The sequence below is a fragment of the Amaricoccus sp. B4 genome, from assembly GCF_043226085.1.
In the GTDB taxonomy this organism is placed as follows: Bacteria; Pseudomonadota; Alphaproteobacteria; order Rhodobacterales; family Rhodobacteraceae; genus Amaricoccus.
On sequence record NZ_CP171225.1, the window covers coordinates 1,916,735 to 1,939,858 of the forward strand.

Consider the following 23,124-nt stretch of genomic DNA (forward strand, 5'->3'; position numbering starts at 1 on the left):
TTGTCCCCCTCTCCCTGAAGGGAAAGCCTAGCACCGGGAGGATTGACCGAAGGTGAACGGACGAGGCGCATCCGGGCTCACTCCTCCCGGAAGGCCTTGCGCACATGCCGCAGCAGCGGCTCGAGCAGGTATTCCCCCGCCCGGCGCTCGCCGATCCGGATCGACACCTCGACCGGCATCCCCGGCACAAGTTCGGCGTCCTGGAGGCTCGCGACCTCCTCGGCGTCGAGCGTCACCCGCGCCTCGAAATAGTTCGAGCCATCCTTCGGATCGGTGAGCAGGTCGGCCGAGACATAGCTCACCTCGCCATCGATCATCGGCGCCCGCGCCCGCTTGTAGGCGGTGAGCCGCACGGTGGCGGGCCGGCCGACGTGAACGGTGTCGATGGCATCGGGCGCAAGGCGCGTCTCGATGACGAGCTGATCCTCCCCGGGCACGATGTCCATGATCGGCGCGCCGGACCCCACGATGGCACCCGGCGTGATGGTGAAGATCTCCACCACCCGGCCGGTCTGCGGCGCGCGCAGCCGGTGGCGTTCGAGCACGTCCTGCCCGGCCCGGATGCGGCTCTCGAGCCCCTCCATCTCGCGGCTCGCCTCGGCCAGACGGGTGCCGGCCTCGGCAACACGCTGGCTCTCGAGCGTCCCGATGTCGGCGCGTGCCCGCGCGATGTCCTGCCGCGCGGCCTCGGCAAGGCCGTGATACTCGTCGCGGTCGCCCTCCAGGGCTGCGATGGTGCGCTCGAGTTCGAGCAGCTTCTGGCGCGGTGTCGCGCCCTTCTTGACCAGGGTCTCGGTCCAGTCACGCTCCTCGCGCCAGAGCGTGGCCTGACGCTCGGAGGAGGCGGCCTGCGCCTCGTCGGCGGAGACCTGCGCGGCGAGCTGGTCGATCTGGCGGTTGAGCCCGTTGAGCTGGCCCGCATGGGCGCGAAGCCGCGCATCGAAGAGGCGCTCTTCCGCGGCGATGCGCCGGGCCCGCTCGGCCTCCGGCACGGCCGCGGCGGCCTCGGGCAGATCGGCACGGTCGAGCGCGGTCGCGCCCGCCTCCTCGGCGCGCAGCCGCCAGATCTCGAAGATGAGCGCGGTATGATCCGTCTCGAACTGCGCCAGAGCCTCGCGGGTCTGGGTCGCATCGAGCGTGGCGACGATCTGGCCCTGTTCGACCCGGTCGCCCGCCTTCACCCAGAGCTTCTCGAGAATGCCGCCCTCGAGATGCTCCACCGTCTTGCGCTGGCTCTCTGCGAGCAGCACGCCCTGCGTCACCACCGCTGCATCGAGCCGGGCATACATCCCCCAGCCGATCGCGGTGCCGAAGAGGCAGACGATGGCCAGAAGCGCGGTCAGGAACACGCCCCGATAGGACGGCAACGGCCCATCGCCGGCAAGATGCCCGGGATCGGTGATGGCGGTCATCGGCCGGCCTCCCGCATCGGTACGACGCCGTTGCCTTCGGGCCGCGCGGGCCGTTTCGGCCCGATCGCCGCCAGCACCTCGGCGCGCGGGCCGAACTGCGCCACCGCCCCTTCCCGGAGCATGAGCAGCTTGTCGGCCTTCGAGAGGATCGACATGCGCTGGGCAACGACCAGCACGGTCGCGCCGCGCTCGCGCGCGATCTCGATGGCCCGGACGAGCGCCGCCTCGCCCTCGGCATCGAGGTTGGAGTTGGGCTCGTCGAGCACCAGCAGCTTCGGGTCGCCGAAAAGCGCGCGGGCGAGCGCGAGCCGCTGCCTCTGGCCGCCCGAGAGCCGCACACCACCATCGGTGAGCCTGGTCTGATAGCCCTGCGGCAGGCCGCCGATGAGCTCGTGGATCCCGGCGGCGCGGGCCGCACGCACCACATCCTCCATCGGCGCATCCCGAAACCGCGCAATATTGTCCTTCACGCTCGCCTCGAAGAGCGTCGGTTCCTGCGGCAGGTATCCGACGGCGGCTCCGAAGCTCGCACGCTCGTGGGCGTAGGTGCTCTGCCCGTCAAGGAAGACGCCCCCCGCGCTCGGGGCCCAGAGGCCGACGACGAGCCGGGCGAGTGTCGACTTGCCCGCCCCCGACGGCCCGATGATTCCCATGAGCTCGCCGCTCTCGACCTGGAACGAGATGTTGCGCAGGAGCGGCTTGTCGCCGCCCTGGGGCATGAAGGTCGCACGGTCGGCCACGAGCTTGCCCGAACCCACCTCGATCGGCAGCTCGGAGCGCTGTGTCGCACCACTTTCGACCACGGTGCGGATCCGCGAATAGGACGCAAGCGCATCCACCCACTGCCGCCAGCCGTCGATCAGGTGCTCGAACGGGAGCAGCAGGCGCGACATGAGCACATTGGCGGCAATGATCGTGCCCGCCGAGGCATCGCGGCTCACCACGAGTGCCGCGCCCGTCGAGATGATGCCGATCTGGAAGCCGACGCGGAGCGTGCGCGCCACCGCCGAAAGCGCCCGCGCCGCCGCCCGGCCGCGCTCGGTGTCATCGACCGCGGTTGCCTGTGCCTGGCGCCAGCGCTGTGTCACCTCGGTCAGCATCCCCATGGCGGTGATGACCTCGGCATTGCGGATCGCCGCGGAGGTCTCGGACTGGACACGGTTGGTGGCCTGCGAGGCCCGTGCGCTCGGCCGCCGCACGATGATCTCGGTTGCGATGGCCATGCCGGTGAGCACGATCGCCCCCGCGAGCCCGACGAGCCCGTAGATCGGGTGCAGCAGGAAGAGCACGAAGAGGAACATCGGCGCGACGATGAGATCGATCGGGAGCGCGATGGCGCCGCCCGCGATGAAATTGCGCAGATCGCTCACGTCCCGCATCACGCCCGCGGCCGCAAGCGGTCCCTGGCGCAGCGTGGTCTCCACCGCCGAGCGGAAGACCGGATGACCGAGCCGCGAGACCAGCCGCCCGCCGAGGATCACGAAGATCCGCGAGCGGAGGAAGTCTATGGCCGCCTGAAAGACCAGCACCACGGCAACGAGGGTCGCGAGCGCGCCGAGCGTCTCGAGACTGCCGCTCGAGAGCACCCGATCGTATACCTGGATCGTGTAGAGCGGCAGCGCGAGATGCATGAGGTTGAGGAAAAGCCCGATCACGCCCGCGGCGGCCGCACCGCGGGCAATGTCGCGCAGCGTGGCGCGGCAGGCGTCCTCGGGCGGGCGCACGCTCATTCCGCGGCCTGCTGCGGAGCCTGGGCCTCCGCCGCCGTGTCGTGCGCGGCGAGGGCGGCTCTACGGTTCCGGCGCTCGATCAGGCGCTCGAAGAGGCGCGCGTGCTGCCGTCCGGTCTCGATCGCCGTCATCGGCGGCTCGATATTGCTGCGCAGCCGGTCCCAGAGCTCGGGCTCGCGGATGGCGCGGGCGAGCTTCTCGGCAAGGCTCTCGGCATTCGAGGCGCGGAAGTGCAGCCCGTCGATGCCGTCACGCACCTTTTCGGCCATGCCGCCGATATCGGACGCGATGATCGGCCGGCCGTGGAAGAAGGCCTCCTGGATCACCACGGGGCTGTTTTCCCACCAGGTCGACGGCACGATCATCCAGTCGACCTCGCGCATGAGATTGGGCAGATCCGGGCTCTTGTAGGAGCCCATGAAGCGGACCCGGCGCCCGGCGATGCGGAAGAGCTCCTTCACCGCCGCCTGGAAATCCTCCGGCTGGTGCTCGAGATTGCCGCCATAGACATAGAGGATCGAATCGCCCCAGACGTCGGCAGGCACGCGGGTCACCGCATCGATCAGCACCTTGATCCCCTTGAACGGGTTGAGCTGGCCGAAATAGGCGAACCGGTTGCGCCGCCCCCCTGGCGCCACCGGCCGTGCGGGCGCGACCTGGCCGCCCTCGAGCCCGTTCTCGATCATCACCAGCTTCTCTGGCGGCAGCCCCCAGTCGGCAAAGCGCGAGAGCAGGAATTTCGACGGGCTGACGAAGGCATCGACCTCGGTCAGGAAGCTCTTGATGAAGATCTCGCGCCGGAGCAGGTTCGCCGCTCCGATCTCGGGAAAGCAGACGCCGCAGTCCGAGGGCGATGCCTTGGTGCAGAGCGCCCCGTTCGTTGCCTTGATCATCTGCCCGTGATGGGCGCAGATCGGCAGATACTCGTGAAGCGTGTAGACGATCGGCACATCGCCCAGCGCGCGACGCGCCGCCCGGATGGCCTGGATGCCGAACCCCATGATGTGGTGGAAGTTCACCACATCCGGGTTGAGATCGGCGAGGAAGCGCTCGAAATGCCGCATCAGGTCGTCCATCCCGTTGGTCGCGAGATGGAACCAGTCGTAATCGTTCGACCAGTAGAGCGTCTCGTCCGGCCCCTGGCCCAGAGACATGAGCGGCGTCGCCTTGTGGCGCATCACCGGCGGCGCGACGCCCGCGAGATAATGGGACTCCCAGCCTTCCTGCTGCTTGATGCCCTGGAAGACGTTGTAGGAGGCGACCTGCGCACCGCCGATCGAGAAGGCGGGATGCGCGTGGCTGAGGAACAGGGCCTTCATGCGGACAGTCCTCCGGATTCGTGACGTGTTCTGCGGCCGAGCAGGGCTGCGTCGACCTTCTTCATCAGGCGCGCGAAGGGCGGATCCTCCGCGGCATGGACCTCGTCGAGCATCCAGAACTCGACCGCGCCCGCACACCAGGCGCCCGAACCGAGACGGCGGAGGCGCGAGGCGAGATCCACATGTGCATAGGAATCGCTGAAGAGATGGCCGGTGAAACCGCCCGCCCGTTCGAGCTGCGCGCGCCCGACGAGCGCGATTTCGGCCGCCCCCGACGTGACCATTTCGGGCGCGCCCCGCGGCAGCCATTCGGCGCCATAGCCCGAGAGCGCACAGGCCGCCTCTGCCCCCGCCGGATCGAGCCGCGGGCCTCCGTAATAGATCGAGTCGTCCTCATAGGTGAGCGCGGGCGAGACGAGCCCCGGCGCCGGCAGCCGCTCGGCCTCGCCGAGCAGCGCGCCGAGCCAGCCGTGCGCCTTCGGCAGCGCCGACGGCAACCAGCAGAGCACATGCGCCCCCGTCGTTGCCGCGACCCCCGCATCGAGCTGGCCGGTGATGGTGCAGTCGTCAGGCGTCACGACGACGCCGCCCTGCAGCCCATAGAAGCGGAACGCATCCTCGAGCGCCCGGAGATGCTCGGAGGCGGTGGCACGTGTGGTGACAAGCGCAAGCTCGAGCAGCCGCGCCTCCTCCGAGCCGGCCAGCACCCCGAGAATCGGCTGGAGCTCGGCCATGCGCCGGAAGGGCATCACCGCCGAGACCGGCCGCTGTGCGGCACGGCTGCCGAGCGGGATCATCCGCCGCTCCCGGCCGCGACGGCCGCCCTTCGAGGCGGGCTCGACGCTTGCGAGGAAGGGCGCGAGATGCTCCTCGACGATCCGGCCAAGCTCGGGATCGCTCGGGGAGATCGCGCCGACGATCTGCGGCAGGCGCTCGCTCGAGGTGAAGGGCGCGACCGTGAGCGGCCGGAACAGGCAGCTGTCGTCATCGAGCACGAGCTCGAGATAGACCTCCGCCCCGTCCACCTTGTCGCGCGCGGCGGGCACATGGGTGATGAAGCCGTGCATCACGTCGCCCGGCCCGAGCAGATCGGCAAAGCGCGGGTCCTGGCCGAAGCCGTTGTTGAGATCGGGCCGCGGCAGCAGGCACCAGGCCTTGTCGAGCGGCGCATAGAGATTGCCGGTGCTCTTCAGCAGCACCCGCTCGACGCGGCGCAAGGGATCGAGCAGCCAGCCCACCGCGAGCAGCCCGCCGTCGGGTGCCTGCAGCAGGCTGTCGAACGCCGCCGCGATCGGCAGGCTCGTGCCCGCCAGCGTGTTCTCGCCCGAAAAGCGCGGGCGGCAGATGCGGCGGAAGGCGCGGCGGGTGCTCTCTGGCCCCTCGAAACGGTCGAGCATGTGGCGGACATGGGCGTCCGCCGGCGTGCCCTCGAGCCGCAGCAGGTTGCCCCGCACCACGTCGAGCCGCAGAAGCCGTCCGTCGCGCTCGAAGAAGACCGCATCGACGGACTGGAGATCGGCATCGCGCCAGTCGCGGCAGAAGAAGGCGACGCCCTGCCCCGGCGGCAGGATGTCCTCACGGTCGAACACCGCAACCTCGACCTCGCGCACCGAAAGCCCGCCGGCGACACTCGCAAGCGTCGCCGTGCCCGCCTTCAGCGACATCGACCAGCCTTGGGCGAAGAGGCCGCCGCATTCCGGCCGGCCGAGGATCTCGATGAAACCGTCACGCTCGGCGGCAGCGGTGAAGAAACTCCGCGCGAAATCCTCGTAGGCCCGGGCCTCCTCGGCCGAGGCTCCGGCGTCGAGAAGATGCAGCGTGAGAAAGTTGAAGATGTCGCGCCCGTCCACGCCGGAGGTGCGCACGAGATCGGCCAGAGGCTGCGGTGAGACATCGACCGTCGGCAACGCGGCGAAACGCCACGCCCGCGCCGAGGCCGGGTCATGGATCTCCGCGCCTGCCTGGGGCAGCCCATCGAGCACCGCGATGCCGCACCAGGTTTCACCGCCGCCCGCCTGCCAGCACTTTGCCCGCCAGGGCAGGATCCGGCCGCCCTGCACGAGACTGCCGCTCAGCGGAAGCGCGTGCTCGGCGCCTTCGAACAGCAGAAGCGTTCGTCCGCCATGGAGCAGGATTGCGCGGGTACGGTGAAGCGTGGACCAGGACAGGTCCCGCTGCGGAAAATCGCTGCCATCTGCCGGAGTCATGCTGCCACCCGATTGAAGAGAGCGTTGAAGAGATCGAGATGGGTCGAGACGAAAGCTTCGTGCGAGACCGGCGCGACGGGCGCAGCCGCGAGCCTCTCCCAGAGCCCGGGTTCGGTGGCGGCACGCACCATGGTCTCCGCAAGGGCGGCGGCATCGCCCGGCGGCACATGCAGCCCGTCGATGCCGTCCCGCACCAGCTCGGCCATGCCGCCGACGCCCGAGCAGATCACCGGGATCCCGGCCGCGCGGGCCTCGAGAATGACGAGCGGTGCGTTCTCCCACCAGAGCGAGGGCATCACCACCCAGTCGGTCCGCGCGAGCAGGTTCGGCAGATCGCCCCGGTCGTAGGGGCCGAGATGCTGCGCGATCTGCCCCGCCGCCGTGAGCCCCGCCTTGAACGCGCTGCGGAAATCCTGTTCGGCCCAGCCGAGGCCGCCATGGAAATTGACGCGGAGCGTGCTGTCGGTCTCGCGCAGCCGCGCGGCTGCCTCGAGCAGCACAAGCACACCCTTGTGCGGCAGGATATTGCCGAAATAGGCGAAGCGGTCGCGCCGGGCGCGCGGCGCGGGCGAATCCCAGGAGATCCCGGCCTGAACCACCGCGTTCGGCACGACACGGATGCGGCTCTCCGCAAGCCCCCAGTCGACGAAGCGGTCCTTGAGGAAGGTGCTCGGCGCGATGAAGAGATCGACGCAGTCGAGCAGCGCCTGAAGATGCGCGCGGCGGAGCGCATGGCGCGCCTGCTCGATCTCTGGAAAGCAGTTGCGGCAGCGGTCCGCATCCATCCCCGGGCATCTCATGCCCTCGGGCCGCGTCAGCAGCAGGCCGTCGCCCGGACAGATGAGCTGATAGTCATGGAGCGTGAGCACGATGCGCGCCCGCGGTCGCATCCGGCGGATCGCGGGGAGGATCTCGGCGCCGAGCCGATCGAGCCCGTGGAGATGCACGAGATCGGGCCGGGTGATCTCGAGCACCTGCCCGAGCCCCTCAAGCCAGTCCGTGCCATCCTCGCGCAGCATGGAAAAGCGGTCATAGCGCCCGGTGCAGAGCACGAAGTCCTCGCCGATCGCCTGAAGCGAGCCCGGTGCCGCGCCCGGACGCTGGAGGCTCGTCGCGGCGACCAGCAGCCGCGCGGCGACCCCGTCGCGGGCATCGAGCCCGCGCGCAAGATCCTGCGCGACATGCTCGGTCCCGCCCGTCGTCCAGGCCGGATGATCGTGGGCGATCTCCAGAATTCGGAACTTGCTCATGCCTTCCCCCTGGCGGTTTCAGGGCCCTCGCCGGCCCGCGCGACCACCCCGATCGCGATCCGGTCGGCCGCCGCCGAGATCGGATCGGCTGCCCCCGGTGCGCTGTATCGGATGAAAAGGTTGCGGAAGGATGTGCGCGCCGCATTTCCCCGCGCCTCGAGCCGGCCGATCGTCTCGGCCAGCCGGATGTCCGGGTCGGGATGGCTGCGGCGGGAGGCCAGAAAGGCCGCCTTGGCCTCCGCGGTGAATCCGGCACAGTCACAGGTCGCGAGGCCGGTCGCGGCGGTTGCGCCCCCCGGCAGATCGGTGGCCGGGATTCCGACCGGACGGCGCCGGAGCGCGCCGCGGTCTTCGACGAGGCCGCCCGCGTCGAGCACCGAGCCGTCGGTAGCGCAAAGCGTGCCGCCCAGCACCGCTGCCTTGCGGGCTCCGGCCTGAAAGCAGCGCAGCCAGTCCGCAAGCCAGCCGCGGCTCGCGGGCATCACCTCGGCCCCGAGCACGAGGGTGAGCTCGCCCTCCGCCGCCTCGAGCGCCGCGCAGAGCGCTGCCGCCGGCCCGGGTGCACCGATGAGCGTGACAAGCTTGATCGCGATCCCGTAGGTGCGGTGGATCTCCGCGAGGCGCTTTCGCGCCGCCTCGGCCTCCGCACCTTCGCGGACATGGTGGACGAGTTCGACCTGTCCGGCCTGCCGTTCGCCGAAAATCCGCGCGGCACGGGCGCGCAGGATGTCACCGCTGGCGCTCGCCGGCGCCACGATGCTGAGCCGCGGCCGCACCGTGCTCGGGCCAAAGCGCTCGACGATGCTCCGCGCCGGCGCCTCAGCCCCGTCAAGCCGGGCCAGTGCGATGCTCTCGGCCGCCACCTCTCGGCCAAGCCGCGAGAAACATTCGGGAACCGCGCCGTCAAAGCGCGGCACCGGCCCTTCGTGAATGGTATGGACCCGGCCCGAGCGATAGACGAGCCGCAGCCGCCAGGATGCCGCGGGCGCCCCCGCCGCCGAAAGCCCCGGCAGATAGCCGCCCCGAAGCCCCGGCACTGCCGCATCGCCCGCAAGGTCGATCTCGCGGCTCTCGCCGCCGCAGTCCACCCGGAGCGCCCGCACGAGCCCGAGCCCGTCGCGAAGCTCGAAGGCATGAAGCAGACCCTGCGATGTGGCCGAAAGATGCTGCAATGCAATGAGAGGCTCGGCCTCTCCGGAGGCGCCGAGCTCGCGGGCAATCGCTGCTGCACCTGCGTCGCGATCGGCCCAGGCCGCCACCAGCCCCTCGAGCCAGGCCGCGGCATGGGCATCGCGCCGCGCCATCCACGGCACGAGCGATTGCGCCTCGTGCCCGGCGCCCGGTCCTTCGAGCACCAGCGGGGTGTCGGCCAGGGCCACGAGCTCTGCCCCGTCCGGCAGCCGCCCGGGGCAGAAGAGATGCAACAGATAGCCGCGTGGCGTCTCCTCGACGCAGGTCTCGAAGCCCTTGATGTTGACGATGCGGTCGCGGGTTTCGAGCACCAGCGTGCGGAACTCCGCCCTGCCGCTCTCCTTCGGCAACCGGTAACTCAGCACCACGCCCGCGCCGCCGACCGGACAGACCGAACCGAGCGCCTGGCGCAGCCCGCCCTGAAGCGCCAGCAGCTCGCGGGTCACCGCGCCGTAGCCGGTCTCGTCGGAAAATCCGAAGAGTGAGGCTCCCGTTGTCATGATGAGCCGGAGCAGCCGCCGCCGCCCGGCCTCCGCCAGCCCGTCGATGAGCGCGGAGCTGTCGGCCACCGGCGATTGCAGCCATTCGGGATCGAGCCCCGCCGTCGGCGCGCCCTCGATGGTGATCTCCATCCGGCTTGCGGCAATCTCCTCGGCCCGGCGCCCCAGCATCAGGACATGGCGCAGCCCGCCCGAGACCAGCTCGAGCTCGGTCGCGAGGAACGGCCGCCCGACCGGCGCCCCCTCGAGCCGCGCCTCGATCCGCCGCCGCCGTGGCGCGCCCTCGGGGCGGGCCTTCTCGTCGAAGACCACCGCCGTGACCTCGCCCGCGAGCGGCACCACCGCCGCCTGCGTCCGGCGCGCCGCCCCTGCCGGGTTGCGGAAGGTCGCACAATCCGGCGCGCCCGGGCGCGCACGGGTTGAAAAATGTAGACTGTCTGCGCGGATGTTCATGACGGTCTGGCCCAGTTGGCTGCGATCGCGAGGAATCCGGGCCGGCCGAATGACGGCCGGCCCGGATCAGGTTCAGACGAGCGTGATGAATTTCGACGGGTCGGCGGAGACCTCGTCGTAGGAGACGCCCGAGAGCAGGACACTGTCGCCCTGCCCGAAGTCGATCAGGGTGCCGGCATCGCCGAGGTCGATGGCGTAATCCGCCACGTCCGCGACCGATTCCAGCGTCAGGCCCTCGAGGCTGTGCGAGATCTGCAGCATGTCGCCATCGCTGAAATCCATGATGACGTCGCCACCGCCCGAGAAGACGAAGAGGTCGTTGCCTCCGCCCCCGAACAGCACGTCGTCGCCATCGCCGCCGTCGAGCACATCGTCGCCCGCGCCGCCTTTCAGGATGTCGTCGCCGTCGCCGCCGAGAAGAACGTCGTCACCGGCATCCCCCTCGAGCCGGTCGTCTCCCTCGCCGCCCAGAAGCGTGTCGGCGCCAGCGCCACCCAGGATGACGTCGTCGCCGGCATCGCCTGCGAGGTGATCGTCCCCCGCTCCGCCAACCAGCATGTCGTCGCCGTCTCCGCCCGAGACGTCGTCGTCACCCGATCCGCCGAGCAGCGTGTCCGCCCCCGCGTCGCCGGTCAGGTGATCGTCCCCCGAACCGCCAATGACCATGTCGTCGCCATCGCCGCCCGCGATGGTGTCGTCACCCGAGCCGCCATTCAGCGTGTCGAAGCCCGCGCCGCCGTCAATGACGTCGTCGCCGCTTCCACCGAAGGCAAAGTCATCACCGTCCCCCGACGCGATGAAATCCGCCCCCGACGTGCCAAACACGAAGTCGTTGAATGCCCCTCCAGGGATAGTTGCCATGGATACTCCCTCCGTTTCCGCGATCGTGTCGCTGGGAACTGGATGGGGGTCCGGGCGTAAACAGGACCTTAATTAGCAGGCGCAATATAGTTGCGACTTTCAGCAATCGCGGTTCAAATTCCTAACATATTGTTGCGCTGCACTCCTCAGCCGTTAACGCGCCTTATACCGAGCTTGCGCTTCAAGTTACGCGGGGCGGATCGCAAATCCGGCCGACGCGCAACCGAGAGGCCCCGGCGCGCGAGGCCATGCCCCGTTCCATCGCGACGCAAAAAAGGGAGCAAGCCAAATGCGTAACGAGTTCTGCGAGGATCCCGATGCATTGATCGAACGGCTCTTCGGAGCCGGGGTCGTGCGGGTCCTCGATTTCGGGGCCTTCGGCCTGACTCTCGGATCCTGGGGAGACGACAATCTTACCGGCGGTCCGGGCAGCGACCTCTATTTCGACCCGATGGGCAACGACCGGTTCGACGGAACCGGCGGAAATGATGTCCTCCTGGGCGGCTTGGGCCGCGACACGCTGCTGGGCGGGGCGGGAAATGACGTGATCCATGGCGGCACGGAGGACGATAACCTGCTCGGCGGCCCGGGGAACGACACCATCGCGGGCGGAACCGGCAACGACATCATCCATGGCGGTGGCGGATCCAACCTGCTCTTCGGCGGGGGCGGAGACGACCTGCTCGACGTGCGCTGGTCGACCTATGCCGCACAGGCGGGGGCGGGCGAATCGGCCGAAGACTGGCGCGCAGCCAAGGAGCTCGCCACGGACGAGATGCATGGCGGCGACGGCAACGACACGCTCGAGGGATCCTTCGGCCGCGACCTGCTCCATGGCGATGCGGGCGACGACCACCTGCGCGGCCAGGACGGCGACGACCTCATCGACGGCGGCGAGGGCAACGACGTCCTCTCCGGCGGCAACGGCGCGGACACGCTGCTGGGCGGCGCCGGCGACGACACGATCGACGCCGGGCGCGGCGACGACCTCATCGACGGGGGCAGCGGCCGGAACCGGATCGAGGCAGGCTCGGGCGATGACACCATCACCGGCGGCGACGATCGCGACATCATCCGCGGCAGCTGGGGCAACGATTCGATCGAGGCCGGTGCCGGCGACGACTGGATCGACGGCGGTCATGGCGACGACGTGATCCATCTTGGCGATGGCGATGATTTCGTTGGCGCAATCGACCAGCTCGGCCGCGGCGACGACGTGATCTTCGGCGAAGGCGGCAACGACTGGATGCATGGCGGCCGCCAGGACGACTACCTCGATGGCGGCGACGGCGACGACATCCTGAACGGCGGCGCGGGCGACGACGTCCTCGTCGGCGGCAGCGGCTCGGATGTCTTCGAGATCCGCGGCCAGCATGGCGTCGACATGATCCTCGATTTCTCCGAGGAGGACATCCTGCGCATCGGGCGCGAAATCAACGGGCTCGGCGACCTGAGTGCCGATGCGCTCGCGGCGCGCACCGAAGCGATGGGCGACGGCGCATGGCTCGATCTCGGCGGCAGCAACGGCATCCTCTTCTTCGGTGTCGATGCGGGCGAGCTCGGGAATTTGCTTCAGGATCGAATCGAATACTTCTGATCCGACCTCGCGGCCGGATCCGCGGGCCGGCGCAAGGCCCCGCGGATCCCGGCCTCAGGTATCGTCCCCGTCCCCTTCCGCAAAATCCGAATCGGTCGGCTGGCCCGGCGCCACGCGCTCCGCCCCGGCAACAGGGCGCGACTTGCGCGGGCGCCGCCCCTCCTTCTTCCCCCGCTCCGAGACCGAAAGCACATGTGCCGGCGCCGCGCGGCCATCCCGGCCCCGCCCGAACCAGAGCGTGAGCTGCGGGAACGGGATCTCGATGCCGGCGGCATCCAGCCGTTTCTTCACCAGCTCGGAATAGGCCCGGCCCACCGCCCATTGCTCCCCCGGCCGCGTCTTGAGGCGCGCCCTGAGGATCACCGCCGAATCGGCCAGCGCCTGCACCCCGAACCATTCGATCCCGCCCAGAAGCTTGGTGCTCCAGAGCGGATCGGCCTGCAGATCCTCATAGGCCGCGAGTATGGCGTCCTTCGCCGCGTCGATATCCTCGCCATAGGCAATCGAGATATCCGCGAGATGATGGCTGTAGCCCATCATGTGGTTGGACACGAGATCGACCGAGGAGAAGGGGATGACATGAAACACCCCCTCCACGTCCCGCAGGCTCACCGAGCGGATGGTGAGCTTCTCCACCGTGCCGATCTTGCCGCCCGCCTCGATCACGTCGCCGACATTGATCGCGTTCTCGAACTGGATGAAGACGCCGGTGATGATGTCCTGCACGAGCTTCTGCGACCCGAAGCCGATCGCGAGCCCGACCACCCCGGCAGAGGCCAGCAGCGGCGCGACGCTCACACCGATTTCCGAGAGCGAATAGATGAGCCCGAGCAGGATGATGGCAACGAGCGAGGCATTGCGGAGGAGTGCCAGCAGCGTGCGCTCGCGGGCCGTCGGCACATGCCCGCGATGCGACGCCAGCCGGTAGTCGATCCAGCCGTTCACCACCAGCCAGGCGGCGAACCCCGCCATCGCGATCAGCACGAGGCTCGTCACCGCGCCGAACACGTCCACCCCGAGGCGAAGCTCCACCCAGTCCCAGAGGGCGACCACGCCCACCACCTGCAGCGCGAAGCCGAGCCAGAGCAGGAAGATGATCCAGCGCGTGAGCTTGAGGAAGGGCGGCGCGAAGGCATTGATGCGCGGCTGGAGTTCGGGGAGCTGCCGGTGCAGCCGCTCGGGCAGACGCACCCCGCGTTCGGCCACCCCCCGCACACCGTCGAGGACGAGAACGCCGACGGTAAAGGCCGCCGCGATCTGCGAGGTCGCCAGGAGAAGCGGAATCCCCTCGCCCCCGAGCGTCACCGCCTGATGGAAGAGAAAGGCGAGATAGGGCAGCGCGACCCAGAGCCAGAAGGGCGCGATCGCCGCCAGCAGCGGGAAGAGGATGCTCTCCTCGTCCTCCGTCGCGCGCCACTCGCAATAGGCCGCCGGGGCCTTTCGGTTGGCGATCGCCAGCACCGCGACATAGAGGATCGTCAGCACGTTGATCGCAACCACCGAAGCCTTGGCCGCGATGGGCGAACCGAGCTCCGAAACCATGGTGCTCACCATCACGGTCCCGAAGGTCAGCAGGCAGATGATCGCGATCGAATGCCGCGTCCAGTAGCGCGCCCGGTCGTCCCCGAAATGGAAGATGCGCATCTGCGGCGAGGCCGGGCTGAGAAAGGCGCGCATGGCGACGATCAGGAGCGCCGCGACGAAATAGGCCCCGAGGAAGGCCGCGCGCACCCGCTCCATGTCATCGCTCGCGCCATAGAGGCCGACGGCGATCAGCGCGGCGGGCACGCCGAGGCACATGGCAAGGAAATCGACCACCGCACAGAAGATGCCAAGCAGCAGCCGCGTGATCGGCCCCTTGCTTGAGGCATAGACGCCGACCCGCCGGAAGAAGGGCCGCAGGAGCAGCCGCAAGAGCACCGCCACCGCGGTCGCCGCCAGCACCATCACCAGAAGCTCCGGCAACAGCCGGAGGAACGCCTCGCGATCGATGGCCGAAAGCGCGGTGAGGCGGCGGAGATTGGTGCGCGCAGCCCGGAAGTCCTCCCCGAACTGCGAAAAGAATCCCGAGCCGGTCTCGAGGACGAAATCTATGAGGCGCGCGCCGACGGGATCGTCCCGCCCTTCCGGCGCGCCCGCGGCATCCACCGCCGCCTGGGGCGAGGCCCGCGCGCTCGCCTCGGTCATCGCATCCGGCACCGGCGGTCCCTTCAGGCCCTCGGCGGCATCGGTCCGGACGGATTCCAGGATCTCGCTGCGGGCTCTCTCGCCGCCGATCACGTCGAGCAGGTTCTGCGGCGCCGTCCGCGCCGCCGGCGGCGGGGCCACCGCCTCGTCCTGCGCCTGCAGAGCCCCCACGGAGAGAAGCAGCGCGAGGGCGATGGCCCAGAGCCTCGTCAGGAAAACAGCGGCAGAAGATGTCATCGCAGGGCGTCCCCGAATGGCCTTGCCATCTTCTGACATCGAAGCCCGTGGAGTCCCATGCAAAAGTGCCGCTATCCCCTCACTCCGATCGCAGGGCCTCGAGCCTCTGGCGCTCCGCGGCGCTGAGCGGCGGCGGCGCTTTCGCCTCTGGCCGTGCGGCCCGCGCGCGTCCACGGATGAAGCCGAAGGCGATCGCCCCGCCAAGGAGCAGCAGGATCGGCCCGGAGAGCCAGAGCAGCGCGTTCGAGGCGTTGAACGGCGGGCGCAGCAGCACGTATTCGCCATAACGGTCCACGACGAAATCGAGCGCCTGCTCGTCCGTATCGCCCGCCGTGATGCGCTCGCGCACGAGCAGCCGCAGGTCGCGGGCGATGTCGGCATTCGAATCGTCAATCGATTCGCTCTGGCAGACGACGCAGCGCAGCTCCCTGGTGATCGCCCGCGCCCGCGCTTCCTGCGCCGGGTCGGGAAGGATCTCGTCGGGCTGCACCGCGAGCGCCGCCACCGGCAGCAGGCAGAGCGCGAGAATGGCAAGAAGACGACGCATCAGGGTCACTCCGCCGGCATCGGTGCCGGACCGGAGGCCGCGGTTCGGCGCTTGGGCGCCCCCACCCGGTAGCGGCGGTCGCTGAGGCTCACGATGCCGCCGCCGGCCATGATGAGCGCCCCGGCCCAGATCCAGTTCGAGAAGGGCTTCACATAGGTCCGGAGCGCCCAGCCGCCGTTGGGCTGCGGATCGCCGAGCGCGACATAGATGTCCCGGGTGAAGCCACGGTTGATCCCGGCCTCGGTCGTCGGCATGCGCTGGACCGGATAGAGCCGCTTTTCCGGATCGAGCAGCCCCACGACCCGTTCGCCCTTCAGGATCGCCACATGGCCGCGGTCATAGCTGTAGTTCGGCCCCTGCCCGTGATCGACACCATCGAAACGGAGCGTATGGCCCGAGATCTCGATCCGGTCGCCCGCATGCACGACCCGGATGTCCTCGCTTGCCCAGGCCGTGATGCAGGCGATGCCGAAGATGCTGATCCCGAGGCCCGAATGGGCGAGCGTCTTGCCCCAGTCGGCCCGCGGCAGGTTGCGCATCCGGCGCAGGGTTTCCCCCAGCGGCGCATGGCCGAGCTTGGTGCGGCTCGTCACATCCGCCACGGCCCCGAGCACCAGCCAGACCGCGAGCGTGATGCCGATCGGCGCCAGCATGGAGGTCCCGGTCTGAAGCGTCCAGGCGAGCGCCCCGAGCGCGATGGAAAGCGCCAGCACACCCCAGAGCGGCTGCATCGCGCGGCCGAGCTTGCCCCGTTTCCAGGGCAGGATGGCAAGCGGCGGCAGGATCACCGCGATCGCCACCATGAAGGGCGTGAAGGCGAGGTTGAAGAAGGGCGCGCCGACCGAGACCTTGCGCCCGAACAGCAGCTCCGCGCCAAGCGGCCAGATCGTGCCGAAGAAGACGACCAGCGTCGCCACCACCAGCAGCACGTTGTTGATGACGAGCCCGCTCTCCCGGCTCACCGTCGAGAAGACCGAATTCGACCGCAGCACCGGCGCGCGCCAGGCATAGAGCATCAGCGAGCCGCCGATGAAGGCGCCGAGGATCCAGAGCAGGAACACGCCGCGCTCCGGATCGTTGGCAAAGGCATGCACGCTCGTCAGCACACCCGAGCGCACGATGAAGGCGCCGATCAGCGAGAAGGAGAACGCGAGGATCGCAAGCAGGATCGTCCAGCTCTTCAGCGTGTCGCGCTTCTCCACCACGATCGCCGAATGCAGCAGCGCACAGGAAATGAGCCAGGGCATGAAGCTCACGTTCTCGACCGGATCCCAGAACCACCAGCCGCCCCAGCCGAGCTCGTAATAGGCCCAGACCGAGCCCATCGCGATGCCGATGGTGAGAAACACCCAGGCGACCAGCGTCCACGGCCGCACCCAGCGCGCCCAGGCGGCGTCCACCCTTCCCTCGATCAGCGCCGCAATGGCGAAGGAATAGGCCATCGAGAGCCCGACATAGCCGAGGTAGAGGAAGGGCGGATGAAAGGCGAGGCCCGGATCCTGCAGCAGCGGGTTGAGGTCGTCACCGTTGAGCGGCGGCTGGGCAAGACGCAGGAACGGGTTCGACGTCAGCAGGATGAAGCCGAAGAAGGCGACGGCGATCGTCGCCTGCACCGAGAGCACCCGCGCGCGCAGCGTCGGCGGCAGGTTCTTGCCCCACCAGGCGACCATCGCCCCGAAGAGGGTCAGGATGAGCATCCAGAGCATCATCGAGCCCTCGTGGTTCCCCCAGACACCCGCGATCTTGTAGAGCATGGGCTTGGCGGAATGCGAGTTGAGGGTGACGAGCCTCACCGAGAAGTCCGAGACCACGAAGGCATAGGTCAGCGCCGCGAAGGCCGCGAGGGTGAGCCCGAACTGCACGGAGGCCGCGGGCACCGCGACCCGCATCCAGTCCGACCATCCCCGGGATGCCCCGACCATCGGCACGATCATCTGCACCACAGCGACGAGGAAGGCGAGGATCAGGGCCAGATGCCCCAGTTCGACGATCATTGCGCGGGCTCCCACTGCTGGCGACGCCCCCGGTTATGCGTCGAAATGCAAGGGGGATCAAATCAACAAAGGTCGAAGACCGCGCAAGATCGGGATCAGCGCCGGCTGCGCCGCCATTCCTCGACCGGCGCGTTGAAATCGGGATCGCTCGCACGCACCGCCACCTCGACCGCGCCGGTCGATGTCCCGCCCGCGAGCCGCCGCACGGGCCCGCCAAGGAAGGGTGCGGCCTCGGCCCCGCCCTCGAGCGGCGTCTCCGCCGTCACCGAGGCCGCCGTCTCGCCGGAATTCAGCAACGCGCGGGCCGTCAGCGTGCCGCGGTTGCGGAAATGATGCAGCTCGCGCGCCCCGAAATAGAACGAGACCACGGCGCCCATCAGCCACCAGAGCGGCTCCGGCACGAGCGCGAGCCCCTCCATGCGCTCCGAAAAGCCCGCCGGTTCGATCATCGCGTAGATGAAGAGGCCGATGATGCCGAGTGAGAGCAGCGGCCGCGGCACCCGGTTCATCGCATTGACGAAACGGTCGAAGAAGCCGTCCGGCGTCTGCTCGAACTCGCCCTTGAACTGTTCGAGCGTCCTGGTCGCGCGTTCGAGATCGGCCGCATCACGCTCCGCCTGATTGCCGACGAAGACCTCGGCAACGCCGCCGACGCGTTCCGCCACCCGCCCCATGCCGAGCACCGTTCCCATCAGTCCCATGCCGCAACCCTCTCGTCATGCTGTTCGCGGGTGAAGTGAAAGCGCGGGGCGATGAATTCCTCGGCGCGCGTGATCCAGCCGCCCTTGCCGCCATCCTTGCGGCGCGCGTATTTCCGGCTTGCCGGACGCCGGTCGGCGAGCCGGTAGTAATAATTCCGCCGCGCCACACCATAGGCATCGACCAGATGCTCGGGCGCGAGCTGCATGGCGCGGCCGACCGTCGCCGCCGTGATCGGACCGATGGCGCCGTCAACCGAGAGCGGCAGGCCGAACTCCGCCATCAGCGCCTGCAGGATGCGCACCGCATTGGCGCCCGAGTTCACCTGCATGTCGAAGACGCTCGGCTGCAGCGGCGCGGGCAGCCGTGAAATGCCGGTCTTCTCGAAATAATGCGTCTTGTAGATCTGCACCGCCTGCTCGGGCGTCAGCGCCTTCACGTCCTCGGCCGTGACCTTGCCGTCCCCCGTCAGGTCGATCCCCAGCGCACGCATCGTGTGGATCGTGACCCCGTGATTGGTCGCCCCGCCCGGATCGTCCGGGTCGTTCACATATCCTCCTTCGCGGCGCACGATCTCCGCCGCGATGCTCTCGACTGAATGCATCTCGCGTCTGTCCCGTCATTGCGGTGAAAGAACGACGAGTTTCCCCCAATTCGCCTAAAATTGGGTTCATGCAGCGTGCGGTCGAGCCCCGCCGCTGTCCAGTCCGGCAAGATCCGCTCCCGAATCCACGCGGCGAGCGGCCCGGGTCAGGTCCCCGGCTGCGGATTGACCCCGGCGCCGGGGCGGTAGAGGCCCTGTTCCTTCAGCGCGTCGGCCACTTCCTTCGGCATGTAGCTTTCGTCATGCTTGGCGAGCACTTCAGAGGCGACGAAGACGCCGTCCTCCATCCGGCCGGTGGCGACCACCCCCTGCCCTTCGCGGAAGAGATCGGGGAGGATGCCGGCAAAGACCACCTCCGCCGTCGCGCCGCCGTCCGTCACCGTGAAGCGCACCTCGTGGCCGGAACCGCGTTCGAGCGAACCGTCCTCGACAAGCCCGCCGATGCGGAACCGTTCGCCCTCGCGCGGCGGATGTTCGGCAAGCTGGCTCGGGCTGCGGAAGAACTCGATTCCGTCGCGCATGCCGTAGCCGATCAGCCCCGTGGCCAGCACGAGCATCACCGCACCGATCGCGATGAGCTGGATGCGACGTCTCTTCTTCACTCCCATCGCCACGGTCGGTCTCCCCCGGTCTTGCCCTCTAGCCGGTGAAGTGCCTTCGTGCAGGCGTCTGCAACCGGTTGAGCGCGGCGTTGAACTCTGCGCCGAATATAATCACCAGCCCGGTGATGTAGAAGAACATCAGCGTGATGATGACCCCCGCAAGCGTTCCATACGTCACCGTATAGCTCGGCGCAAATGAGAGATAAGTCGAAAACCCGGTCGCCGCGATGATCCAGAGCAAGGCCGTCAGCAGGACGCCGGGCCAGACGCGCGTCATCGGCTCCATCCGCCGCCCCGGCAGGTAGCGGTGCATCCCGAAGGTGAAGAACCCGAAGACCAGAAGCCCGAAGCCGGTGCTGAGCAGGCCGGTCGCCGAGGGGATCTGGAGATGGGTGAACTGCGCGGTCAGCCGCAGGATCAGCGGCGCGAGCAGGATGGTGAGCCCGAGAAGCGCCGCGACGATCGCCCCCACGAAGACAACGACGATCGCGCGCAGGCGGTTGACCAGAAACGAATCGGGCTCGACCGCATAGGCGCGGTCGAAGGCGAGCCGGAGCGCCTCGACCGCATTCGAGGCGACATAGATCGCAAAGACGGCCGAAAGCGTCAGCAGCCCGCTGCTCCGCCCCGAGAGCACCTCCGTCACCACCGGCTCGAGGGTGCGGGCGACATGGGCCGGCGCGATCTCGAAGAGCGCATCCACGATCTCGCCCGTCCGCTCCTGGCCCACGAGCACCCCGATGAGCGTGGTGGCGAAGATCAGGAACGGAAAGATCGAGAGCAGCCCGGAAAACGCGACATAGCCCGCCATCGCCGAGCCGTCGTTGCGGTTGAAGCGCGTGATCGCGTCCCAGAGGATGACAAAGAAGTGCTTGGTCCGCCTCACGGAAACAACGGCGCTGCCAGCAGCCCCATGGTCTCGGGCAGGCCGAGCATGAGGTTGGCGTTCTGGATCGCCTGCCCCGAGGAGCCCTTCACCAGGTTGTCGAGCGCGGAAAACACCATGCACCAGCCCGGCCTGCGGTCGGCGATCACGCCCACATGGACGAAGTTGGAGCCGCGCACATGCTGGGTCGCCGGCGCCTCGCCGATCGGAAGCACATGGATGAACGGCTCTTCGTCATAGGCCTCCCAGAGCGCGGCATGCACCTCGCCCACCTCGCCCCGGACATAGATGGTCGCGAGAATGCCGCGGTTCTGCGGCAGGAGATGCGGCACGAAGGTCACCGCCACCTCGCGCCCCGCCGCCTTCGAGAATTCCTGATCGAATTCCGCCAGATGCCGGTGCTTGGCGACGTTATAGGCCCGGAACCCCTCGGAAACCTCGGAATGCAGCATCCCTTCCTTGGGCGAGCGCCCCGCGCCGGAAACCCCGGTCGCGAGGTTGATGATGATGGTCTCGGGATCGATCACACCCGCTTTCAGGAGCGGCATGAGCCCGTACATCCCCGTCGCCGCATTGCAGCCGGTGCCCGCACAGAGCCGGGTGGCCCGGATCTCCTCGCGGTAGAACTCGGTCAGCCCGTAGACCGCCTCCTCCTGGATATCGAGGGCAAGATGCTCGTGCCCGTACCATTTCGCGTAGACCGCCGGATCGCGCAGCCGGAAATCGGCCGAGAGGTCGACGACCTTCAGCGCGCGCGGCAGCTTCGAGATCACCTCCTGGCTCGTGGCGTGCGGCAGCGCGCAGAAGGCGAGATCGATGCAGCCGAAATCCACCTCGTCGATGGTGACGAGCCGGGGCAGGTCGAGATGCCGGAGATGCGGAAACACCTCGCCCATCGTCTGCCCGGCCTTGCGGTCGGCACTCAGGGCGCGGATGCGCAATCCCGGATGGGTCGCGATGAGTCGGACGAGCTCGGAGCCCGTGTAGCCGCTCGCCCCCAGAACCGCGATCTCGTAAACCCTGTCCATGTCATAACCCTCGTGCATGCTCCCCTGACGATCTAGAACATGGGGCGGCGGCATTCAATCGCCGCGCGCCCGGGCTCATGCAGCCCGCGCTCCCGCCGGCAGGGCCACCGGGCGCGCGGCCAGCCCGCTCAGCCGGACGCTCCCGAGCACCACCGCCGCACCGAGGAGCTGCACCGGGGCAAGCGCCTCGCCCAGCACCGCCCAGCCGAGCAGCACCGCGGTGAGCGGGCTGAGGAACCCGAGCCCGGTAACGCCCGCGGGCCCGAGCCGCGCGATGCCCCGGAACCACAGGAAATAGGTGAGCGCGGCGCCGAAGAGCCCCAGCCAGATGAAACCCGCGACATTCACCGCCGTGAGCGGCGGCAGGGCCGGCTCGAAGAGGAGTGCGGCCGGCAGCAGCAGCAGGCCCCCGGCGGTGAGCTGCCAGGCGGTAAAGGTGAGCGCCGGCACCGGCGGATGCCACTTGCGCGTGAGCACGACGCCCGCAGCCATCGAGAGCGCCCCGAGCAGGGCCGCCGCGGCCCCGAGCCCGTCGAGCCGCGCCCCCGGCCCGAGCAGCAGCAGCGCGACACCGCCAAGCCCCGCGACCGCGGCCAGAAGCCCCAGCGGCCGGATCGGCGTTTCCAGCAGCAGCCGCGCCAGCAGCAGCACGAGAAGCGGCTGCACCGCCCCGAGCGTCGCCGCGAGGCCCCCCGGCAACCGGTAGGCCGACACGAAAAGCGCGGCCCAGAAGATCGCGAAATTGAGCGCGCCGAGCACCGCGAGCTTCCCGAGCCAGCGCCGCGGCGGCAGCGTCCGGGTGATGGCGAGCAGGAGCAGCCCCGCGGGCAGCGCGCGCAGCACCGCATCGGTCAGCGGATACCCCGGCGGCAGCATCTGCGAGGTGACGATATAGGTGCTGCCCCAGATGACCGGGGCGACGGCGGCAAGCAAGGTGTCGAGCGGCCGGGACATGGCAGATCTCCTTTATCTTGACGTCAAGATATATCCAGATACCTTGACGTCAAGACAGATTCCGCTAGAACGTCGCGGCATGGATCAGGTTGACCGCATTCTCGCCCAGTGGCGCCGTGAACGCCCCGATCTCGAGGTGCAGCCCATGGGCCTTCTCGGGCGGCTCAAGCGCCTGCACGACCGGCTCTCGGCCGGGACAGGCCGCGTTTTCGCCGCCCACGGCCTGACCCCGGCAAGCTTCGACGTGCTGGCGACACTCCGGCGCGCGGGTCCGCCCCACGCGCTCACCCCCTCGGAGCTGATCGGCTGGACCATGGTCACCTCGGGCACGATGACCAACCGCCTCGACCGGCTCGCCGCCGACGGCCTCGTCGAGCGCCGCCCGAACCCCGAGGATGGCCGCGGCGCGCTGATCGTTCTGACCGAGAAGGGATTTTCGCTTGTCGACGCGGTGGTGACCGAGCACGTCGCAAACCAGCATGCGCTCGTCGCCGGGCTCACCCCCGACGAGCGCGCCGCCCTCGACAGCCTGCTCAGGACCTGGCTCGCCGCCCTCGAAGCGCCCGCAGACCGTCCCGCCGCCAGCACCGACAAGCCCTCGTAGCTCGCATCCCGCACATCGGTCCCGACGCGCCCCTCCATGCCCTCGAAGGCCGTGTTGCTCAGCGCCACCACCGTCAGCCGCTCCGCTGCAGCCACTCCTGCACGACGACGATATCAACCAAAAGATGAGAATTATTGCACAGAAAATAATCACTTGAGTGATACTTACTTCCATATGAATACTATATCGGCCCACAGATAAGTATTGTTTTACCCGATAACAGAATCGGTTTTCCGTATATTTTCAGATTATGGATGTGGGT

General features: G+C 68.7%; 18 protein-coding genes. 2 read left to right on the forward strand and 16 right to left on the reverse strand.

Going from position 1 to position 23,124, the window contains the following annotated elements:
- Positions 1-77: 77 nt before the first annotated feature.
- The 7 genes from ACF66B_RS09220 to ACF66B_RS09250 all read right to left on the reverse strand — a co-directional run bounded on the left by ACF66B_RS09220 (position 78) and on the right by ACF66B_RS09250 (position 10,923).
- Positions 78-1,412, reverse strand: coding sequence for an HlyD family type I secretion periplasmic adaptor subunit (locus ACF66B_RS09220; protein WP_111431428.1), 1,335 nt, complete (start codon positions 1,410-1,412; stop codon positions 78-80).
- Positions 1,409-3,142, reverse strand: a complete 1,734-nt coding sequence (locus ACF66B_RS09225; protein WP_111431429.1) for a type I secretion system permease/ATPase — start codon at positions 3,140-3,142, stop codon at positions 1,409-1,411. Before ACF66B_RS09225 ends, ACF66B_RS09220 begins: the two co-directional genes overlap by 4 nt.
- Entirely contained in the window at positions 3,139-4,461 is a 1,323-nt protein-coding gene (locus ACF66B_RS09230) for a glycosyltransferase family 4 protein (protein ID WP_111431430.1), read from the reverse strand. The genes ACF66B_RS09225 and ACF66B_RS09230 overlap by 4 nt, the downstream gene beginning before the upstream one ends.
- Complete coding sequence (locus ACF66B_RS09235) at positions 4,458-6,668, reverse strand: hypothetical protein (protein WP_111431431.1); 2,211 nt, start codon at positions 6,666-6,668, stop codon at positions 4,458-4,460. Before ACF66B_RS09235 ends, ACF66B_RS09230 begins: the two co-directional genes overlap by 4 nt.
- The gene (locus tag ACF66B_RS09240; RefSeq protein ID WP_111431432.1) at positions 6,665-7,918 is read right to left on the reverse strand and encodes a glycosyltransferase family 4 protein; all 1,254 of its coding nucleotides are present in this window, start codon (positions 7,916-7,918) and stop codon (positions 6,665-6,667) included. Before ACF66B_RS09240 ends, ACF66B_RS09235 begins: the two co-directional genes overlap by 4 nt.
- Positions 7,915-10,062, reverse strand: coding sequence for a hypothetical protein (locus tag ACF66B_RS09245; protein ID WP_111431433.1), 2,148 nt, complete (start codon positions 10,060-10,062; stop codon positions 7,915-7,917). Before ACF66B_RS09245 ends, ACF66B_RS09240 begins: the two co-directional genes overlap by 4 nt.
- Positions 10,063-10,134: 72 nt before the next feature.
- The gene (locus ACF66B_RS09250; RefSeq protein ID WP_111431434.1) at positions 10,135-10,923 is read right to left on the reverse strand and encodes a calcium-binding protein; all 789 of its coding nucleotides are present in this window, start codon (positions 10,921-10,923) and stop codon (positions 10,135-10,137) included.
- 289 nt (positions 10,924-11,212) lie between these two features.
- Here ACF66B_RS09250 and ACF66B_RS09255 point away from each other — a divergent pair, with 289 nt between their 5' ends.
- Entirely contained in the window at positions 11,213-12,520 is a 1,308-nt protein-coding gene (locus ACF66B_RS09255) for a calcium-binding protein (protein ID WP_111431435.1), read from the forward strand.
- 54 nt (positions 12,521-12,574) lie between these two features.
- Here ACF66B_RS09255 and ACF66B_RS09260 read toward each other — a convergent pair whose 3' ends face one another.
- From ACF66B_RS09260 to ACF66B_RS09300, 9 genes are all read right to left on the reverse strand, one after another.
- Positions 12,575-14,944, reverse strand: coding sequence for a mechanosensitive ion channel domain-containing protein (locus ACF66B_RS09260; RefSeq protein WP_111431436.1), 2,370 nt, complete (start codon positions 14,942-14,944; stop codon positions 12,575-12,577).
- A gap of 79 nt (positions 14,945-15,023) precedes the next feature.
- A complete protein-coding gene (locus tag ACF66B_RS09265) occupies positions 15,024-15,491 on the reverse strand; it encodes a cytochrome c-type biogenesis protein (RefSeq protein WP_111431437.1) in 468 nt (155 codons plus the stop codon).
- A 5-nt stretch (positions 15,492-15,496) separates the two neighbouring features.
- Positions 15,497-17,485, reverse strand: a complete 1,989-nt coding sequence (locus tag ACF66B_RS09270; RefSeq protein ID WP_111431438.1) for a heme lyase CcmF/NrfE family subunit — start codon at positions 17,483-17,485, stop codon at positions 15,497-15,499.
- Positions 17,486-17,580: 95 nt separating this feature from the next.
- On the reverse strand, positions 17,581-18,186 hold the full coding sequence (locus ACF66B_RS09275; protein ID WP_392664767.1) for a holin family protein: 606 nt from the start codon (positions 18,184-18,186) through the stop codon (positions 17,581-17,583).
- Positions 18,177-18,788, reverse strand: a complete 612-nt coding sequence (locus ACF66B_RS09280; protein WP_111431439.1) for a holin-associated N-acetylmuramidase — start codon at positions 18,786-18,788, stop codon at positions 18,177-18,179. Before ACF66B_RS09280 ends, ACF66B_RS09275 begins: the two co-directional genes overlap by 10 nt.
- Positions 18,789-18,934: 146 nt before the next feature.
- Positions 18,935-19,396 carry a cytochrome c maturation protein CcmE gene (gene ccmE / locus ACF66B_RS09285; protein WP_111431440.1) on the reverse strand — a complete coding sequence of 154 codons (462 nt, stop codon included), beginning with the start codon at positions 19,394-19,396 and terminating at the stop codon, positions 18,935-18,937.
- A gap of 31 nt (positions 19,397-19,427) precedes the next feature.
- Positions 19,428-20,276 carry a YihY/virulence factor BrkB family protein gene (locus tag ACF66B_RS09290; protein ID WP_111431441.1) on the reverse strand — a complete coding sequence of 283 codons (849 nt, stop codon included), beginning with the start codon at positions 20,274-20,276 and terminating at the stop codon, positions 19,428-19,430.
- Entirely contained in the window at positions 20,273-21,304 is a 1,032-nt protein-coding gene (gene argC / locus ACF66B_RS09295; protein WP_111431442.1) for an N-acetyl-gamma-glutamyl-phosphate reductase, read from the reverse strand. The genes ACF66B_RS09290 and argC overlap by 4 nt, the downstream gene beginning before the upstream one ends.
- 75 nt (positions 21,305-21,379) lie before the next feature.
- Complete coding sequence (locus ACF66B_RS09300; protein WP_111431443.1) at positions 21,380-22,258, reverse strand: EamA family transporter; 879 nt, start codon at positions 22,256-22,258, stop codon at positions 21,380-21,382.
- Between the two features lie 79 nt (positions 22,259-22,337).
- On the opposite strand from ACF66B_RS09300, the gene ACF66B_RS09305 reads away from it, so the two are divergent.
- On the forward strand, positions 22,338-22,862 hold the full coding sequence (locus tag ACF66B_RS09305) for a MarR family transcriptional regulator (RefSeq protein WP_111431444.1): 525 nt from the start codon (positions 22,338-22,340) through the stop codon (positions 22,860-22,862).
- The last annotated feature ends 262 nt before the right edge of the window (positions 22,863-23,124 follow it).